Below are 16,275 nucleotides of genomic sequence, written 5' to 3'. Positions count from 1 at the left end.
TCAGTCCTCGGAAATGATCGGTTCGGCCCAGCACCGGCAGTTCCAGATCTGACCGGGGTGGAACCGCATGACGCGGCCGTTTTCTTCGACCTCCGGCGGGTCGTTCCAGGCGCAGACCATGCCTTCCATCGCGCGGTGGCCGGGCCGCACGTCGCTGTCGCCGCTGGTGCGCCAGATGTAGTGCGTGCTACCGACGGCGAGCGCGCGGGCTTCCGTCAGCGACGTCGCTGCGCGCGAAACCTCCGTGCGGGCGATCAGGTCGGCGCGGCTCTTTGCGACCTCGCCCGATCGCTGAATCTCCTTCGAGATCGCAGCCGCGCGCGTGCTGTCTTCAAGCGCCTCGATCGTGAGTCGGTGCACGCGCTCGGCGGCCTCCAGCGGAATCGACTTGATCAACCCCACCTGCTCCGCCATCAGCGCGCGCATCGTCTCGCCGGTCGGCGCGCGCCGCAGCTCGTCGCGCAACGCACGCGACATGTCGGCCGCCTGCTGCATCCACGCCTGCTCGTCGCGCCGGTTCAGGTCGTCGAGCAGGCGCGCGGCGGTGACTTCCGCCCACGGACCGAGTGCCTCGGCATACCGCCTAAGCAGCTGCTCGATCGTCGGCGCGTACGCGGGATCGCCAGGCGGAAAGCCATCGACCAACGCGCCCACCTGTTCGGCGATCTTGCGGAGCTGCGTCCTTAGATGACGCTCGGGAGCGGCCAGGCGCAACGGGTTTCGGCGTCGCTTGCGGTCCGTCGTTCGGGTCATCAGCATCAGTGGGAAGCTCCATCTCGGCCGCCGGCGGTGGCTCGTCCTCGGCCTGCTTGATTTCCTCGTCGGTGATCGACGCGAACACGCCGGTGCGATGCGCCGACGCGCGCAGCTCCTTCATGCCGCCGGACGGCGACATCAGGCCTGCATCGACTGCCTTCGTCACCGCGTCGGTGATCGTGTTCGCCGTGGTCGCCTTCTGCTCGTCCGTCATCTGCCATAGCGCGCGGAAGTCGTACGAGAAGCCCTTCGGAGGGGATTTCCCGAGGATCGAGCGGAACATCACCTCGAACAGCACATTCAGCGGGCGGCGCAGCCGGCGCTCCTGCTGCTGCTTGATGTTGTCGTAGTACGTGCGCAGGTCCGATTCGCCGGTGGCGTTCAGGCCGGCCGGTGACTGGCCGAGCAGACGCACGAGCGGGATCTGCAGCGCGCCCGCGAGCTGCTGTGCGAACTGCAGCAGGACGGCATCCAGACCGGTGAACCCGTACTGGTCGATCTGCATCTCGTCGTCCGCATCGATCAGCGACAGCCCTTCGTTGGACTGGAACCGACGGATGAAGTCGACGTTCTTCAGCAGCGCCTCGAGCGCCGGGCCGCCAGCCGCAATGACCTTGCGCAGATCCTTCACCTTCATCGTGCGAAGGTGCGCCTTGAATACGAGCTGCGCTGCGCCCATCGTCGTGCTGTCGAACGCGACGAGTCGGTCGATCAGCCGCTCGATGACGGACTGCCCCCAGAGGTTCTCGGCGATGCGCTGCCAGTACGGCAGCGTGACGCCATCGAAGCGGAGCACGCGGCTGTAGTGGATGCGCTGGCGCGGGAGCGCCATCGAGTCGGCGACGACGTCGTAGTAGCGCGGCATACCGAGCTCAGGACCGGGCTCCTGCACCAGATCCGTAAGCGTCGGCTGCACGAGCCAGCGATCGAGCACGCAGAGGCCCTTGAACTGTCCCTCGGCGATCGAGTCGAGCCGCAGAGGCTTCGACGCGTCCTGGCCGTCGATCATCATGACGGCGAGCGCGCCGCCGTAGAGGCGCGCCCACTTCACCGTGTCGCAGAAGCTGTCCCAGATCGCGAGATTCTCGAACCCCTGGTTCAGCGTGTCCTTGTCCTCGGGATCGATGTCCGAACCGATCTCGACGCCCATGCGCGTCATGTCTTCCGCGACGACGTCGACGGCCTGGCCGACGATCCACGACGACCGGTACATCGCCTCCATCTGCACGCGGTTGCGGGAGATGAAGTCGAACCCGTACTGGTAGGCTGATGCCTGGTTCGGCGTGCCGAGCCCGACGCGTGCCTCGAAGTTCTGGAAGCTGTCCGGCGTGAGCCAGCGCTTCGCGTTGGCGGAATCCGCAGCCATCGCGCGGTATTGCCGCTGCTCGGCCTTGCGTTGCTTTCGATTCATCCCGCCGACCCCAACTTTGTCCAGATGTCCAATACCTGCCCGGCCGGCTGATACGCGATCATGACCGCGTCAGCCAAGTTCGGCGATTTCGTGCCGTCCGGCGCCTTGTCGATAACGATCTTCCCGACGCCGTTCACTGTGTAGGTCGGTTGAGCGAGCTCCATCGTCAGCGCGGACAGCTCGTCCAGCGCGGGGTCGATCGAGATGATGTCGTCGGGGTTGTATGGCTTGCCCTCGACGACAGCTCGATACGTCGCCTGGAAGCGCAGCCGGAGTGCCCACCACGCCTGCGCCTTCAGGTTCGCGAAGTAGTCCTTGTTCTTCCGCTCCTGCACCATCTCGCCTTCCGGGTCATGCACCGGCCCGGAGCCGCGGAACGGCTCGTCGTTGATCGGCCGCTTGCCGATCTCGATTCGCCGCTCATTGATCACGCGCGCGTCGCCGCGCACGCCGGCGCCGAGCCCGTCGGCGTCGTAATCGAACGACTCGTAGCCCAACTCGTCGCAGATGCCGAAGGTCTTCTCGACCGTCTCGTAGATGTCGCCGCCCTTGCCAGACCAGGACCGCAGGAAGTTCAGCAGGAAGCCGTAGCGGCCCGCAAATGCGTTCTTGTCCTTGCCCTCGTCGGCCACGTCGAGGCCGCCGCGGCGCAGGCCGCTCGGGTCGATGCCGAGCTTCACGTGCGCGCCGATCGCGGCCTGCACCCATGCAGACGGGATCACGACGCCCTCGACGGACGCCGCGTAGTTGATGTCGATCTCCTGCGCGACGACGACGGCCGGCAGCTCGGCAACCTGCTTCGCGTACCAGGCGTCGTCCTTGCGCGGGTCGTCTCGCCAGTGGAACGTGAAGACCTTGATCTTGCCGCTGTGACGCCGCTGCGCGAACGAGTTGCCCATGCCGTTCGGCGTCGAGATGTCCTGACGGCAGTTCGTCGTCGCTGACAGCGACGCATCGACCAGCTGCGGCCGCTCCAGGAACGCCGACTCGTCGACGACATAGAAGCTGGCGCGATCCCCGCGGCCGATACCGTCGCCCGACTCGCCCGTGATCACCGAGCCCGTATCCGGGAACAGGATGCGCATGTGCGGCGCGTGCGTGCCGATGTCCCACGATCCGCGGAACTCAGCGGGCAGCAGGCGCAGGAACTCGCGCGCCTTCCAGAACAGGCTCTTCGGCGCGCCGATCTTGTCGACGTACTCTTCCTTGCGCGAGCCGAAGCCGGCTGCGACGCCCTCGTGGAACAGGCAGATCGTGCCGGCAAGGCCGACCGTGAGCCATGACATGCCCATGTCCCGGGTCTTCTCGGTGATGCCGGGCTCCTGCGCCTTCCAGCGCTCCATGAACCACTGGCACCACTCTTCCTGCTTCGGGAACAGCAGGAATGGGATCGTCGCCGGCAGCCCGCGCTCGACGTTACGCGGATCGAACGTCATACCCCAGTCGATGATGAACTGGGCCGGGTTGTCGCGGTAGAACGTCCGCAGCGCCGGCAGCATGCCCGGATTCGCGCGGATGCGCTTCAGCCGTTCCGCTCGCCATTCGAACACCTGCACGTAGTCCGGTGCGCGGAAGTCGAACGGGAACGGGATGGGCATGCTACGGGTTCATGAGCTTGGCGTAGATCTTCGCCGCCTCCTGTGGGTCGTTCGTCACAGTCGAGATCGCGGTGATCGGACCGCCCTCCTTGCCCGTGTGCTCCAGACGGTGACGGTTTGTGAACGCGTCACCGGCTTCCTTCGCAGCTTGTTCGAGCAGTTGGGCCATCAGCGGAATGTTTCCGCGCTGCTCGGCGATGCCGACAGCGTGGTCGAGTTTGCGGAGGCGCACGGCGCGGTGCGCGACGCCGATGCGCGACGTGTCCTTCAGGAATTCCTCGCGCGTGCGCTCGAAGATCTCCCGATACTTCTTGCTCAGCGATGAGCCGGCCTGTTTCGTCGGGTCGTATCGCTCGCACTGCTGCGGCGATACCTCGACGCCGAATTCCTCGCGCACGGCCTTGGCAACGCGCGAGATCGTGTCGAAGCAGGCCAAGGACTGCACGATGTACAGCTTGATCGGCTCCTGAAGTTTTGCCATGGTGGAATGCGTTCAGTAGGCTATGCGGCGCGCAGGATGCAGGTGCCGCACGCTCGCGCGATGTCGACGTGGCCGACCTCCGGCGCGCGGCGGGCAGCGTCGACCAGCTTTGCCGTGTCGCCGGCCGCCGCGCCGGCGCCGTATCGCCGGACGACGCCCACGAATTCCTCGACGTCGTGACCGCGGATGCCGAGCTTCGGCATGCCGTCCTTCGTGAAGGCAGGCGCGCCGAACCCGTCGTCGCGCTGGCCAATGTGATATAGCTCGTGCTCAACGAGCGCGCACCACTCCATGTCGCTGCATTCGCGCGCGTAGTGCGCGTCGAGCGTGATTAGGAACGCCGGCACGCGGCCGAACCACTCACAAAGCTGTTGCTCCTGCCTGGCGCGTTGCCAGCCGCCGGCACGGATCATCACCTCTTCGCATTGGCCGACGACGCGGCGCATCTGGCGCACATTCTCGACGGCTGCCCAGAGGTAGGCGACGTCGGCGTCGACCAGGTGCGCGTGATCCGGGTTGTGCAGCGGCGCGCCTTCGCGCAGGAACGTGTGGTGCACCCAGTCGTTCACGCCGTCGGCCGGCATGAGGTGGAGAAACCAGTTCGAGTCGTCGAAGAGCGCGTCAGGCGGCATGGGTCGATTGCTGCCGGGCGTGGCCTTCTGCGCCCGGGTCATGCCACGCTATCCAGCCGTGGCGGCAGGTCGAACAGCGCCTCGGCCGAGCGGCGCGCTGGGCTGGGCTCGTTCCTGAGCGCCTGCCGCTGCCGTTCGCGCTGCTCGGCTTCTTGCTTCGCCTCAAGCACCAGCATTGGATCGCGGTACATGCGGGTTTCGAGGATGCGGAAAGACATGGCGTCGCCCCAATGCAAAAAGCCCCGTGGCTTTCGCCTACGGGGCTTCGTATCCTCGCGCGTCTGCCTCCCAACCGGGAAGCAAAAGCTCACGCGCAAGGCGGAATCGGTAATCTGCCGAGGATCATAGAACAGATTCCGAGGGTTTACAACCGCTCGATGCAATTTTTCCGATGACCGATGCAGCAGTGAACTTCACGATGCTCTGCGAGATCGCGCGGTGCGCGTCGGCGAGCACCAACTCGAAGCGCCGGCCGCGCAGTACGACGTTGTGTACCTTCCGCATCCGCGTCTGCACCTGGTCCGGGCCCATGCGCCAGACGTAGGTGTACTTCAGCACCCATTTCGCGACGTGGTTCGGCATGGCAGACCATGCAGCCTCGATGACCCATCCGTCCTTCTGCTCCGGCGGGATCGTCATCTCGGCGAGCGCCTTGTCGCGCAGCGCCACATGCAGCCGCGCCCACTGCGCGCACACCTCCGGCTTGAACCGCGGCGAGCGAACCGTCGCCCCCCAGTTGTCGAGCCGTTCCTCGATGCTCCGGAAGCCGCTCATCGAGCACCCCGCGTCGTCATGGCCAGTGCCTGGTGGCTGCCGAGCCAGCCGGCATACCCCGTGAGGTGGCTCGTGAAGTCCGGGCGGATCCGCGTGTCGACGTGTCCTTCGCCGCCGCACGTGCCGGCCAACGAGAACATGCGGCCGCGCTTCTCGCCGCGCCGCACGTCCACGCGCGTCGCTGCGCGGTCGCTCGCGAGCAGATGTCGCACGGTCGACAGCGGCACGTCCGCGTTGCGCGCGAGATCGTGCGCCGTGTAGCGCTGCCCGGGCTTCATCACCGACAGCACCGTGTCGAGGGTGATTTTCGTGGTTTTCGTCTTCAAAGGGCCCTCCCTATGCTCGCTGCAGGTTCAGATCGATGACTTCGACGCGCACGCCGGGCACGACCGCATAGCGCTTCGCGACCCAGAGATCGACGACCTGGCCGTCGTCGACGTATGCGATCCCATTCATCCCGTCTTTCAACGCCTTGACAACGTTGTCCGCGTCCGGCTTCTTGGTGGCACCGATCTCGCCGGCGGCCGCAGCGCGTTGACGCTTCTGCGACCAACTCGTCGGGATGGGCATGCCGATGTGCACCACGAGACGGATTGGGCCGGCGTACGGCTCGGTGCTGCGCATCGCTGCGCTGGCGGCCATCTTCACGAGGTTCTCGTAGCGCTCGGTCTTCTCGGGCGTGTGCGTGCGCACGTGGCCACCGTGGAGTGAGAAGCGCGGCCGGCCTTTCGCGACCGGCGTGCCGGGAACCGTGAATTCGACGCTGCGCATGGCGATCGGCGCCGCGATCAGCTGCTGTTGCTCGTGGCTCATCGACCGGCCTCCAGGATCGAGCCAGCCGCGACCGGGCCGGCGCTGTTGCGAAACGCGCGGTTGTGCTCGTCCCACCACGGGCCATCGCCGGATGCTTCGAACACACGCAGCTTGAATTCGGGACACGTCTCATGCTCGCCCTGCTCGAGGCCGAGCGTGCGGCCATGCGCAACGATCCCGGCCCAGCTCGTATGCCACGGACCGGCGGCCGCACCAGACGAAGCGGCACCGGCGCGGCCGGTGCGCTGCGCGATCGCCTCGGGCAGCAGCGAGTTCAGCAGGCCGATATTCAGCGGCTGCGTCGAGCCCTCGCGCTTCCGACGCAGCAGCCCGACCTGGATCGCGGTACGCAGGTCGATCGGAGTCGCGCCGAGCGACGGCCAGCTGCGCACGCGCTCGTCATCGGCGGCAAAGCCCACGCCACTCGAGCGCAGGATCTCGACGAAGGCGGCGGCGGCGTTCTGCGCATCGTCCGCTACTGCCTGTGCTGTGCCGCCGCCGCTTGCTTTTAGGTTTACTTCTCCCTCTCCCTGTCCCTTGGATGCTGTTTCCCCGGGGACAGTTTGGGGGACACTCCCTGTTTGTCCCGGGGGACGCTTACCGCATGTCCCCGGGGACACTTTCTGTTTGTCCCTAGGGACAGGATCGCGATATTCGGGGGACAAGAACTCTTCGAACGTGGGGAATTCGACCTGGATTTCGTGACGCTGGTTGTGCTTCTTGATGCGTGCGCACTCGGTCTTGTAGCGCTGCTCGTGCTTTGCGGCCCACGCATCGCGCGCCTTCTCGGCGACTACGGGGTGGTACAGGCGGCCATCAGCGCACTTCACCCAGCCGCGCAGCGCGCCTTCACGCACTTTCTTCCATTCGGCAACGACGCGACCGTACCCGGCCAGCTGCGCGAGCACGCGATCGTCGTCCGGAAGAGACGCAGCGGGCACCTGGTGCCACGCAGCGCACCAGAGCAGCACTGCGGAGCGGAACTCATCTGCGGTCGACAACGCCGCGATGTCGCTGTCACGCAGGCGCACGACGTCGAGCGGCATGAACGCGAAATCGCGCAGATCGCAGTCGACAGCGGTGAGAGGATTCGGGAGGTCGTTCACGGCTGTTGCTCCTCACCATCGGTCCCAGATTGGGCCGCTTTGGGCCGCTTCTCAAACTCGATGACGAGCGGGTGCATGGCGCCGTACGCGCCGCGTAGCACCTGAATTCCCAGGAAATCGGTAACGGGGATGCCCTCCGCCGCCGCACGCATTGCCAGATCAGCTGCTTCGGCCACTGGCAGCAGGACCGCCTGCTCTACGCGGCGACCTGTCATGCATTCACCTGCGGGCCAGTCTGTCCCACATCGGCACTGACGCCCGCGAGCTGAACGGGCAAAGTGCCCACAACGCCGAACAGCGCCACTTCCGCGATGCGGTTGAGCGCGGCGGAGTCGGAATCGATGCCGTGCAGCTGCTTGTAGAACTGGAGCGCGTCGTACACGCGATCACGCAGCCGCGTTTTTACTTCGTTTCGAAATTCGGCGCGTCTTGACATGACGATAGCCCCGATTTTTATTGAAAAAGATGCGAACCACCGCTATGCGAGAATCGAAGACTCTGACCTCTTCAACAACCACAACACGGGGTTCGCATGACCATCTCGAACAACCATCGACTGAACGACAATCCCAATGTGACCGCTCAGCTCGACGCGTTCCTAAAAAACTCGCCCTACTTCCACGACGTCATGAAGAGCCAGCGCGAAGCTATCGCCGAGCTGCTTGCCGACTTTCTTCGGCTGCTCGTGCAATCTTCAGCGCTAGACGCCGCTCAGCTTGTAGCTCAGCTCGAAGAACTGGACCGATCCACGCGTCATCCAAGCGACGACTCCACTCGTCGCGTCCTGATTGCAGCGATTCGAGATCGAATGAAATCTGCATGACGCGGCCGAGCCGGGCGCGGAATCGATGCGTCGGTGGCGGCTTGAGAGAAAGCCGCTCGAAGTCGCGCGCGCGAAACCGCTGGCTGCCGCGCTTCGTCACAAAACGGCGGATGATCACTTCCCCTCCTTCTGTTGAGGGTCCGTCGGCGACGAGTACACATCGTCGAGATGCCACGCAAATCCACGCGTGCCAGCAAAGGCAATGAGCCTGCGAGCTGTCCCGACGAGCGGATCACAGCTGCCGTTCTCGTAGTGAGAAAGGGCGGACTGCGTGACCCCAATGCTGCCGGCCAGTTCGGCCTGAGACATGCCCAGAGTCTTGCGGAGAGATCGCATGTTGTTCATGCGCTCAATATTAGAAGTTCTCTTATATCAAGTCAAGAGAACTTCTAATGACCTCGGCAAGCAAATATTAGTGGCGCTATTTACCATTTGCACATGGCTACAGTAGAAAAACGCCCTCTCACCGAGGATGAACTTGAGGATCGTGATCGACTGGTTGCGGCGTGGAAACGCTACAAATCCAGCCATCCCGGCGCGTCACAAGCTTGGCTATCGGAGGCCACAGGTCTGGGAACCCAAGGCCTGATCAGCCAATATTTCCGCGGGATCATCCCACTCAACGTGAAGGCGCTTCTGGCGATTTGTGCTCAGATCGGCGCTGATCCCGTCGTCATCAGCCCGCGGCTCGCGCGCGATCTGCCCGCTGCCGAACGAGGCGCGCTGGTGAATTCTGTCAGTCCGGCTGCGCAAGCCTTGATCGATGCGATTCTCAAGGCGGACAGATCTGGTGAGCCGGCCCAGACATTCGCGTTGATGCTTCGCATGCTTCCGAATTCCGATGAGCCGCCCGCTCTGCTGAACCTGTAACGGCCTCTAGGCCGTTAATTTCGCCCCTGCTGTCCAATGGTTCAAGTGCCGAATCATCAGCAATCAGCGTGCGCGTTATGACGAGGCGCTTACGGTCCGCGCCGACTCCGAGCGCTGGTTCTCCCAGAAGGCTAACAAGCCACATGCCCCCTGGCTGATAGCTGCGCACGAACACCAACTCCCCCACTAGAAGCGCATTCCACGCGCGCTTGATCCTAGCCAGATCCCCCGGTTTGCATCGCGGCCCACTCGCGTTCCCGTTTCTGTCCATCGCTCGCCCCGTCGTTTCACCCAACGCACCACTGTATATATGTACAGTAGTGTAGCGAAACAATCGAGCCCTTTTCAACTAGCCATATGCCCCGATATCGGATCGACAGATCATCGGCTCTCCTTGTGCTAGAACAGCGTCACGCTCGATGTTACAAATTTCCGCCAGAGAATATTAGAATTTCTCTTGACCATGAAAAAGAGAACTTCTAATATTCACTCCAACGCAGCACACAACGCGCTGCGCCACCGCCCAGGCGGATCGCTCTCTAACAATCGAAGGTATGCCGGGACCGCACACGCGGAGCAACCGGCCGGCGCGATCAGCGTCGTGAGTCAGGACGGACGCAGCGGAAGACCGCTGTGCGCCGAGCGAACCTGATGCAAGACAGCCAGCAACACGTGACCGATGGCGTGGTAATCGGCACGAAACCTCGCGCGGCCCGGAGCCGGCACGGCCGGGAGTAGCCGGGCGCGCGAGTGAAAGCAGTTCTGACCGGTGGCGGTTCGTTCTTCGAGGCGCCACCGGTGAGAGCTGCAGCAGCAAGCACCGTTTGCCGTTTCACACCCCAATTTACTTAGTAGTTCTTCCTTTCCGGAGTTTCTATGAACGCGCCCACCCCCACCGCTGTTTCCGTTCCGCAGCTCGCCGAGGGCGAGATCTACGTCGGCATCGTCACCAACACGGCCGGCGAACAGCATCACGTCGTGCTCCTGCCGGGCGACAACGACGACGCCAGCTGGCAGGTGCAGATGGAGTGGGCGAAATCGATCGGCGGCGACCTGCCGACGCGCGTCGAAATGCTCTTTCTGCTGGAAAACCATCGCGACGAGTTCGAGCCGGACGCCTACTGGTCGAACCAACCCGACACGGACCCGGGCTACTCCGGCTGGGCGTGGTGCCAGGGCTTCTACGGTGGCACCCAGCTCAGCCACCCCCAGCACAGCGAGTTGCGCGCCCGCGCCGTCCGCAGATTGCCCATTTAACCCTTCATCGATTTCAACTGCGTGGAGGGTGCGATGCATCCGAATAATCACCAGGTCGGAAACGTCCGCACGCTCCCGTCGCGTATGGACGCCATCGCCGACCGCCGACAATCAGCGGCCGATGACGCGGCGCTGACGCGCGATGAGCGCAACGAAGAAATCGCCGACGGCGTCACGTTCGACAGGCTCGAAATCTCGACGACCGACTGCGCAGTGATCGACGCTGCGTTGGCACGCGGCCGCATCGAGGACGTGTACACGGTCTGGGGAACACTAGTCGCCGCGCGCGCCGCCGAGATCGCGCGTCGTATCGCCGCCGCAGACCTCGCCGCCGCCGCACCGCGCTTCGCGCAGACGACCTGCTCGGCATGCGGCGCGGAACTCGGCCCCGGCAACACTGGTGTCAGCCACTGCGCAGACCACGGCGCGTCCGCCCTGCGCCTCTTGCGAGGAATCTGACATGGCCCGCTTCGTTATCGGCGCGCTCGCGCTGCTCGCTTTCTGGTTCGTCGTCGAAATCGCCATCGCGATCAAGGACAAGGGCCGCGACGACCACCACCGCGGCTGAGCCGCACACCACACCGAGAGACCACATGGGACAGACCAACCATCCGCAAGGGCCGTGGGAAACGTGCGAGCCCGGCGACTACCTCGACTACGACGGCAACTGCATCGTCGTGCTCGGCGAAGACGAACGCATCTGCATCGTACTCGGCACGGGCGAACAATCCGAGGCGCGCGCGCAGCTGATCGCAGCGGCGCCTGACATCGTCACGGCGCTGCGACTCGTCGCCTCAAAAACGGTACTCACGTCCGGAATCCGCGCCGTCGTCGACGCTGCGCTCGGTAAGGCCGGTTACTCGGCACCTGTGCCGGTCGCTGATCCCGTGCGCCACGTGCGCGTCTGCGGCGAGGGTCTGTAAATGCGTGCGCTCACCATTCCCCGTGCGGCGACCGACAACGCGCTTCTGCGCGTTGCCGCGCGCGCGCCGCGCATACGCCGCGCCATCGAGGCCGGCGCGTGGATGGTCGCCTACGGCTTCGCGATCGCGTGCCTCTGGTACGGCTCGCTGGTCGCCGGCCCCTACCTGAGGAGCCTCGGATGACCCCTATCGACTTTCTCTGCTCGGCGCTCGATCGCCTGTACGAGCGCCATCCCGTCCGCGCGATCGCGCTGATGATCGTCGTCGCTTTCGTGTGCATGCTCGCGATTGCGGCGCTCAACCAGGACGGCACGTCCGTCGTATCCATCCCTGTGAGAACCGCATGAATCCGTCCGTCTATACCGTCCGCGCGTCCAGCTGGGGCGCACTCTTCGACTGCGCGTATCGCTGGGAAGGCATCCACCTCCTGAACATGCGCAACGTCGTCGGCCTGCGCGCCGCGCTCGGTACCGCTATCCACGCGGGCACCGCCGTATTCGACCAGGCGCGCCTCGATGGCTCGGGCTTGACCGTCGACGACGCTGCCGGCGCGTTCGTCGACAAGCTGCGTGATCCGGAGAACGAGTTCGATCCGGCCCGCGACGACCTGAGCATGTCGGACGCCGAGCGCATCGGCCTGTCGCTCACGACGAAGTACTGCCTCGAGGTCGCACCGCGCTACAACTTCGTCGCGGTCGAGATGGAAACAAAGCCGCTCGAAATCGATTGCGGCGGCGGCGTCATCGTGCGCCTGACAGGCACGATGGACCGCGCACGCGTGCGCCGCTCGGCGGCCGGCGTCGGCATCGCCGACCTGAAGAGCGGATCGTCCGCAGTCCAGAAAGGCGCGGCGGTCACGAAGGGGCACGGCCCGCAGATCGGCACATACGAGCTGCTGTACGAGCACACGACCGGCGAGGAAATCGGCGATACGGCCGAGATCATCGGCCTGAAAACGAAGGGCACGCCCGAGGTCGCGACCGCGCCGATCGCGAACTCGAAGCGCGTGATGGTCGGCACCGAGGAAACGCCGGGGCTGATCCAGTTCGCCGCGGACATGTTCCGGTCCGGCCGCTTCTACCCCAACCCGAAATCGCTGCTGTGCGACAAGAAGTACTGCCCGCGCCACGGCACCTGCCAGTTCCACGATTAACCCGCGAGATCTCCATGTCCACGCCTACCACCCTGGAATCCGTTCGCTCGCCGCTGCCGCGCGAGGCCAACCTCCCCGCCGTCGCGCCCGGCTTCGGCTCGCTGCAGTCGTTCGAGCTGATGCAGCGAGCGGCTAACCTGCTCGCGTCGTCGACGCTCGTGCCGGCCGCGTACCGCAAGGTGATCGAGAAGCTCGACAAGTACGGCAACGTGAAGGAGTCGCGCGAGAACCCAAACGCACTCGCGAACGCTGTCGTCGCGCTGAACATGGCGCAGCGTATGGGCGCCGACCCGCTGATGGTGATGCAGAACCTGTACATCGTCGAAGGCCGGCCCTCCTGGTCGTCGCAATGGATCATCGCTGCAGTGAACGGTTGCGGCCGCTTTTCGCCGCTGCGCTTCGACATCAAGGTGCTCGGCGCGAAGAACGTCGACTACGTCGAGACGTTCTGGGATAACAACCAGCGCCAGAAGCGCACGATCAGCGTTCCGATCACGGACAAGGTCTGCGTCGCATGGGCGATCGAGAAGGAAACCGGCGAACGCATCGAGTCGCCTGCCGTGTCGATCGAGATGGCCGTCAAGGAAGGCTGGTATACGAAGAACGGCAGCAAGTGGCAGACGATGGACGAGGTCATGTTGCGCTACCGCACGGCGTCGTTCTTCGGGAAGCTGTACGCGCCCGAGCTGCTGATGGGCCTTACGACCGTCGAAGAAGCGGCCGACATCGTCGACGTGCACGACGACGGCAGCTACTCCGTGAACCGCGCGACGCTTGACGAGCTGCGCGGCGGACGCGCGCAACCTGCCGATGAGGTGCTGCGCGGCACGGCGCCTGCGCAGACCGGGCCCGCGTCAGACCCGCAGACGGACGGCGCACCGGCTGCGGCGCAGGCCGATCCGGTCGACGACCAGGACGAGCCACGCGGCGAGGCAGGCCAGAGCCAAGGCGGGTTTGAGTTCGACGTCGACGGCCTGGTGCGCGGCATTCGCGAGGACATCGAGTCCGCGGCGACTGCCGAGGATCTCGACCTCGCGCGCAGCGCGATCGCCGGCGTGCCGGACGAGGCCGCGAAGGCAGACCTGAACGCCGCGGCGTCCGCGCGTATGCGCGCCATCACCGCGGCCGCCGAACAGGCGCAGCAACAGCCGCGAGCCGGCGCGCCGCGGCGCGCACGCGGGCCGATCAGCGCCGACTAACCGGAACCTCCCATGAAGATCACCGACATCTATGTCTCGAAAGTGCTCGGGATCCACGCCGCGGACCTGCGGCTGTCGAAACCCGTCGCACTCTTCGCCGGCCCGAACGGCGCCGGCAAGAGCAGCCTGCAGGAAGCCGTGCGTATGGCGCTCACCGGAGACACCGTGCGCGTCGCGCTGAAGAAGGAATACGGTTCTCTCGTGACCGAGGGTTCCGAGGCTGGTCAGATCGTCGTCGCGTGCGGCGAGCATGCGAACAGCGTCATGCTGCCAGGCGGGAAAATGAAGCGCGAGCTCGCGGAGGATCCGCGCCTTCCTCTCGTGCTCGATGCGCAGCGCTTCGCGCAGCTCGACGCCGCTGCGCGCCGCGCGTTCCTGTACGAGCTGATGGGCGTGAAGATCGGTGCCCAGGAAATTCGCGCGCGGCTGGTCGACAAGCTGACGTCTCCGGCCCGCGTGATCAGGCTCGCCGTCGACGCCCAGCTCGAGGCGATCACGCCGATGCTGCGCGCCGGTTTCGAGGCCGCGCAGAAGGAAGCGGCGGATCGCGCACGCGGCGCGAAGCAGGCATGGCGCGCGACGACCGGTGAAACGTACGGCAGCCAGAAGGCCGCGGATTGGCGACCGGCACCGGTCAACTTCGACGCGGCGGCGCTGCGCAAGCTCGAAGGCGAGCGCGCGTCGCTCGACGGCGACGTCGGCGAGCTGCAGCGCCAGATCGGCGCGGCCGAGGCCGGCGAAGCCGCCGCGCGCGCCCGCGCCTCGAAAATCGCCGCGCTGCGCGACAAGGCATCCGGCTGCGCGAAAGCCGCCGAGCTGGCGCAGCTGGCCGAAGACCAGCTCGCGGAGTTTCAGCCGCAGGTCGATGCGATGCGCGTGCGCGCCGGCGCCGCACCGGCCGGCACGGAATGCAGCTGCCCAGAATGCGGCGCGCTGCTGCGTTTCCTGCATGGCGCGCTCACGGCCGCCGCCGCAGCCGGCGCGCGCGATGATGAAGCGATCGCGAAACTGCCCGAGTACGAGCGCAGCCTCACGGTGCTGCAGAACGCCGCCCGCAATCGCCGCGCGGAACTCGAAGCGGCTGACGCGGCGGCGAAGCAACTGAAGGACCTGGAGAACGAAGCGACTGCCGGCGCCGGCGACTCGTCGGGCGATGCGATCGACGCGGCGCGCCGCGAGCTCGGCGCGCTGATGCAACGCCGTAAGCAGCTCGACACGGACATCGCGGCCGCGCGCGACGCCGAGCGCCGCGCCGTCGCCGCAATCGAGATTACGGGTAAGGCTTTCGCGCTGTATCAGGACGTGGCCGTCTGGGAAGCAATCGCCGACGCGCTCGCGCCGAACGGAATTCCGGCCGACCTGCTGCGCGAAGCGCTGACACCGATGAACGAGCGCCTGACCGCGCTCGCCGAGCTGTCTGAATGGGCCGACGTCACGATCACGCCGGAAATGGAGATCCTCGCGAACGGTCGTGCGTACGCCTTACTGTCGGAATCGGAACGCTGGCGCGCCGACGCGCACATAGCCGCGGCGATCAGCCACTTCTCGGGCCTGAAACTGCTCGTCCTTGATCGCGCAGATGTGCTGGTCGGGCCGGAGCGTGAACGGCTGCTGTACTGGCTCGACGACCTCGCATACACCTACCAGGTCGACACAGCGCTCGTGTTCATGAGCCTGAAGACGCCGCCCGGCGGCCTGCCCGAAGCCATCGAGGCTTTCTGGGTCGAGGATGGTCAGGTCGCGCCGGCCGCGCAGCATGCAATACGGGAGGCAGCATGAGAGAGGACATCGAGAAGTATCTCACCGCGACGTCGGAAGCCACGGCGAAGGCCGTGGCGACCGGAACCGGACTTCCGCAGCTCGACGTGACGAAGGAGCTGAACCGGATGCTCGGCGAGGCGATCGTCGAGCGCGAGAAGCGTGCCGGCGGCGGCAACGAGTACGTGTACTGGCTCGCGCGCGCAGTGAAGGCGCCCCCGCCGCCTGGCGACACGCCGCCGGCCGCAGCCGCGCCGGCGCTGGTATCGGTCGGCCTGGTCGAGAAGTCGCTGGACCCGAACGCAGGCGTCATCGACGTTGCGCGGGTCATCGCAGACCTGCGCGCCGATGTCGAACGCCTCGCGGCCGAGCGCGACGCCGCGCAGCAGAAAGCCGACACCTGGCGCGCGAATGCCGCGGCGCTCGAGGCCCGCATCGACGAGCTGACGCTCGGCCCGGTCGGCATACGCGCGCCGCTGTTCGTCACGGTCGGCCGCAACTGCAAGCCGCAACGCCACGAATCGCTGGAGAAAGCCCAGCGCCGCGGAAGCGCACTCGTGCGCAGCGAGAAGGAATCCGAGGTGCTCGTGCTCGAACCGGTCGGCCGGATCGTGCGCGGCACGCAGTGGATGCCCCGCTGATTCAACAGAGCCTATCCCGCGCGGCTCACCTCGGTCCGCGCGGCATTCGAAGGGCGCCGCATTCATCGGCGCCCTTCTCT

The 16,275-nt window shown here is 65.7% G+C and carries 24 protein-coding genes; 11 read left to right on the top strand and 13 right to left on the bottom strand.

Translation table 11 applies throughout. The features are described from left to right. From CFB45_RS08830 to CFB45_RS08770, 12 genes are all read right to left on the bottom strand, one after another. Entirely contained in the window at window positions 1–645 is a 645-nt protein-coding gene (locus CFB45_RS08830; protein WP_256978172.1) for a phage head morphogenesis protein, read from the bottom strand. Next, window positions 584–2,167 (bottom strand): DUF1073 domain-containing protein, encoded by a 1,584-nt coding sequence (locus CFB45_RS08825; protein WP_089425302.1) that lies wholly within the window; start codon window positions 2,165–2,167, stop codon window positions 584–586. Before CFB45_RS08825 ends, CFB45_RS08830 begins: the two co-directional genes overlap by 62 nt. Next, window positions 2,164–3,765, bottom strand: coding sequence for a TerL protein (locus tag CFB45_RS08820; protein WP_089425301.1), 1,602 nt, complete (start codon window positions 3,763–3,765; stop codon window positions 2,164–2,166). Before CFB45_RS08820 ends, CFB45_RS08825 begins: the two co-directional genes overlap by 4 nt. A gap of 1 nt (window position 3,766) precedes the next feature. Further along, entirely contained in the window at window positions 3,767–4,246 is a 480-nt protein-coding gene (locus CFB45_RS08815; RefSeq protein ID WP_089425300.1) for a DUF2280 domain-containing protein, read from the bottom strand. Window positions 4,247–4,266: 20 nt separating this feature from the next. Further along, window positions 4,267–4,920 (bottom strand): putative metallopeptidase, encoded by a 654-nt coding sequence (locus tag CFB45_RS08810; RefSeq protein WP_089425299.1) that lies wholly within the window; start codon window positions 4,918–4,920, stop codon window positions 4,267–4,269. Beyond that, on the bottom strand, window positions 4,917–5,096 hold the full coding sequence (locus CFB45_RS08805; protein WP_089425298.1) for a hypothetical protein: 180 nt from the start codon (window positions 5,094–5,096) through the stop codon (window positions 4,917–4,919). Before CFB45_RS08805 ends, CFB45_RS08810 begins: the two co-directional genes overlap by 4 nt. Window positions 5,097–5,220: 124 nt before the next feature. Next, entirely contained in the window at window positions 5,221–5,652 is a 432-nt protein-coding gene (locus CFB45_RS08800; protein ID WP_089425297.1) for a hypothetical protein, read from the bottom strand. After that, on the bottom strand, window positions 5,649–5,978 hold the full coding sequence (locus CFB45_RS08795) for a hypothetical protein (RefSeq protein ID WP_179255049.1): 330 nt from the start codon (window positions 5,976–5,978) through the stop codon (window positions 5,649–5,651). The genes CFB45_RS08800 and CFB45_RS08795 overlap by 4 nt, the downstream gene beginning before the upstream one ends. Before the next feature lie 10 nt (window positions 5,979–5,988). Further along, a complete protein-coding gene (locus tag CFB45_RS08790) occupies window positions 5,989–6,465 on the bottom strand; it encodes a RusA family crossover junction endodeoxyribonuclease (RefSeq protein WP_089425296.1) in 477 nt (158 codons plus the stop codon). Next, window positions 6,462–7,511, bottom strand: a complete 1,050-nt coding sequence (locus CFB45_RS39375) for a DUF1376 domain-containing protein (RefSeq protein WP_441301354.1) — start codon at window positions 7,509–7,511, stop codon at window positions 6,462–6,464. Before CFB45_RS39375 ends, CFB45_RS08790 begins: the two co-directional genes overlap by 4 nt. Before the next feature lie 56 nt (window positions 7,512–7,567). Continuing rightward, window positions 7,568–7,786: a hypothetical protein gene (locus CFB45_RS08775; protein ID WP_089425295.1), complete on the bottom strand. Its 219-nt coding sequence runs from the start codon at window positions 7,784–7,786 to the stop codon at window positions 7,568–7,570. Next, complete coding sequence (locus CFB45_RS08770; RefSeq protein WP_027787544.1) at window positions 7,783–8,007, bottom strand: hypothetical protein; 225 nt, start codon at window positions 8,005–8,007, stop codon at window positions 7,783–7,785. Before CFB45_RS08770 ends, CFB45_RS08775 begins: the two co-directional genes overlap by 4 nt. A gap of 96 nt (window positions 8,008–8,103) precedes the next feature. Between CFB45_RS08770 and CFB45_RS08765 the strand changes: the two genes are divergently transcribed. Continuing rightward, window positions 8,104–8,394 carry a hypothetical protein gene (locus CFB45_RS08765; protein WP_089425294.1) on the top strand — a complete coding sequence of 97 codons (291 nt, stop codon included), beginning with the start codon at window positions 8,104–8,106 and terminating at the stop codon, window positions 8,392–8,394. 114 nt (window positions 8,395–8,508) lie between these two features. Here the strand turns inward: CFB45_RS08765 and CFB45_RS08760 are convergent, their stop codons facing one another. Continuing rightward, window positions 8,509–8,730 carry a helix-turn-helix domain-containing protein gene (locus CFB45_RS08760; RefSeq protein ID WP_256978221.1) on the bottom strand — a complete coding sequence of 74 codons (222 nt, stop codon included), beginning with the start codon at window positions 8,728–8,730 and terminating at the stop codon, window positions 8,509–8,511. A gap of 102 nt (window positions 8,731–8,832) precedes the next feature. On the opposite strand from CFB45_RS08760, the gene CFB45_RS38260 reads away from it, so the two are divergent. The 10 genes from CFB45_RS38260 to CFB45_RS08705 all read left to right on the top strand — a co-directional run bounded on the left by CFB45_RS38260 (window position 8,833) and on the right by CFB45_RS08705 (window position 16,195). After that, complete coding sequence (locus CFB45_RS38260; RefSeq protein ID WP_049096463.1) at window positions 8,833–9,264, top strand: hypothetical protein; 432 nt, start codon at window positions 8,833–8,835, stop codon at window positions 9,262–9,264. An 876-nt stretch (window positions 9,265–10,140) separates the two neighbouring features. Next, entirely contained in the window at window positions 10,141–10,521 is a 381-nt protein-coding gene (locus tag CFB45_RS08745) for a DUF1566 domain-containing protein (RefSeq protein ID WP_089425291.1), read from the top strand. 33 nt (window positions 10,522–10,554) lie between these two features. Beyond that, window positions 10,555–10,980 carry a hypothetical protein gene (locus CFB45_RS08740; protein WP_089425290.1) on the top strand — a complete coding sequence of 142 codons (426 nt, stop codon included), beginning with the start codon at window positions 10,555–10,557 and terminating at the stop codon, window positions 10,978–10,980. Window positions 10,981–11,114: 134 nt separating this feature from the next. Further along, window positions 11,115–11,444, top strand: coding sequence for a hypothetical protein (locus tag CFB45_RS08730; protein ID WP_089425288.1), 330 nt, complete (start codon window positions 11,115–11,117; stop codon window positions 11,442–11,444). Beyond that, window positions 11,445–11,627 carry a hypothetical protein gene (locus tag CFB45_RS08725; RefSeq protein WP_089425287.1) on the top strand — a complete coding sequence of 61 codons (183 nt, stop codon included), beginning with the start codon at window positions 11,445–11,447 and terminating at the stop codon, window positions 11,625–11,627. It begins immediately after the preceding gene. Beyond that, entirely contained in the window at window positions 11,624–11,791 is a 168-nt protein-coding gene (locus tag CFB45_RS38975) for a hypothetical protein (protein WP_175788134.1), read from the top strand. The genes CFB45_RS08725 and CFB45_RS38975 overlap by 4 nt, the downstream gene beginning before the upstream one ends. Next, window positions 11,788–12,597: a RecB family exonuclease gene (locus CFB45_RS08720; RefSeq protein WP_089425286.1), complete on the top strand. Its 810-nt coding sequence runs from the start codon at window positions 11,788–11,790 to the stop codon at window positions 12,595–12,597. Before CFB45_RS38975 ends, CFB45_RS08720 begins: the two co-directional genes overlap by 4 nt. A 14-nt stretch (window positions 12,598–12,611) precedes the next feature. Then, window positions 12,612–13,796 (top strand): hypothetical protein, encoded by a 1,185-nt coding sequence (locus CFB45_RS08715; protein ID WP_089425285.1) that lies wholly within the window; start codon window positions 12,612–12,614, stop codon window positions 13,794–13,796. A 12-nt stretch (window positions 13,797–13,808) separates the two neighbouring features. After that, window positions 13,809–15,575 (top strand): AAA family ATPase, encoded by a 1,767-nt coding sequence (locus CFB45_RS08710; RefSeq protein ID WP_089425284.1) that lies wholly within the window; start codon window positions 13,809–13,811, stop codon window positions 15,573–15,575. Next, window positions 15,572–16,195 (top strand): 1-pyrroline-5-carboxylate dehydrogenase, encoded by a 624-nt coding sequence (locus CFB45_RS08705; protein WP_089425283.1) that lies wholly within the window; start codon window positions 15,572–15,574, stop codon window positions 16,193–16,195. Before CFB45_RS08710 ends, CFB45_RS08705 begins: the two co-directional genes overlap by 4 nt. Window positions 16,196–16,275 lie beyond the last annotated feature (80 nt).

The sequence above is a fragment of the Burkholderia sp. HI2500 genome (genome assembly GCF_002223055.1).
Classification (GTDB): Bacteria; Pseudomonadota; Gammaproteobacteria; order Burkholderiales; family Burkholderiaceae; genus Burkholderia.
This window is presented reverse-complemented; position numbering and strand designations above follow the sequence as displayed.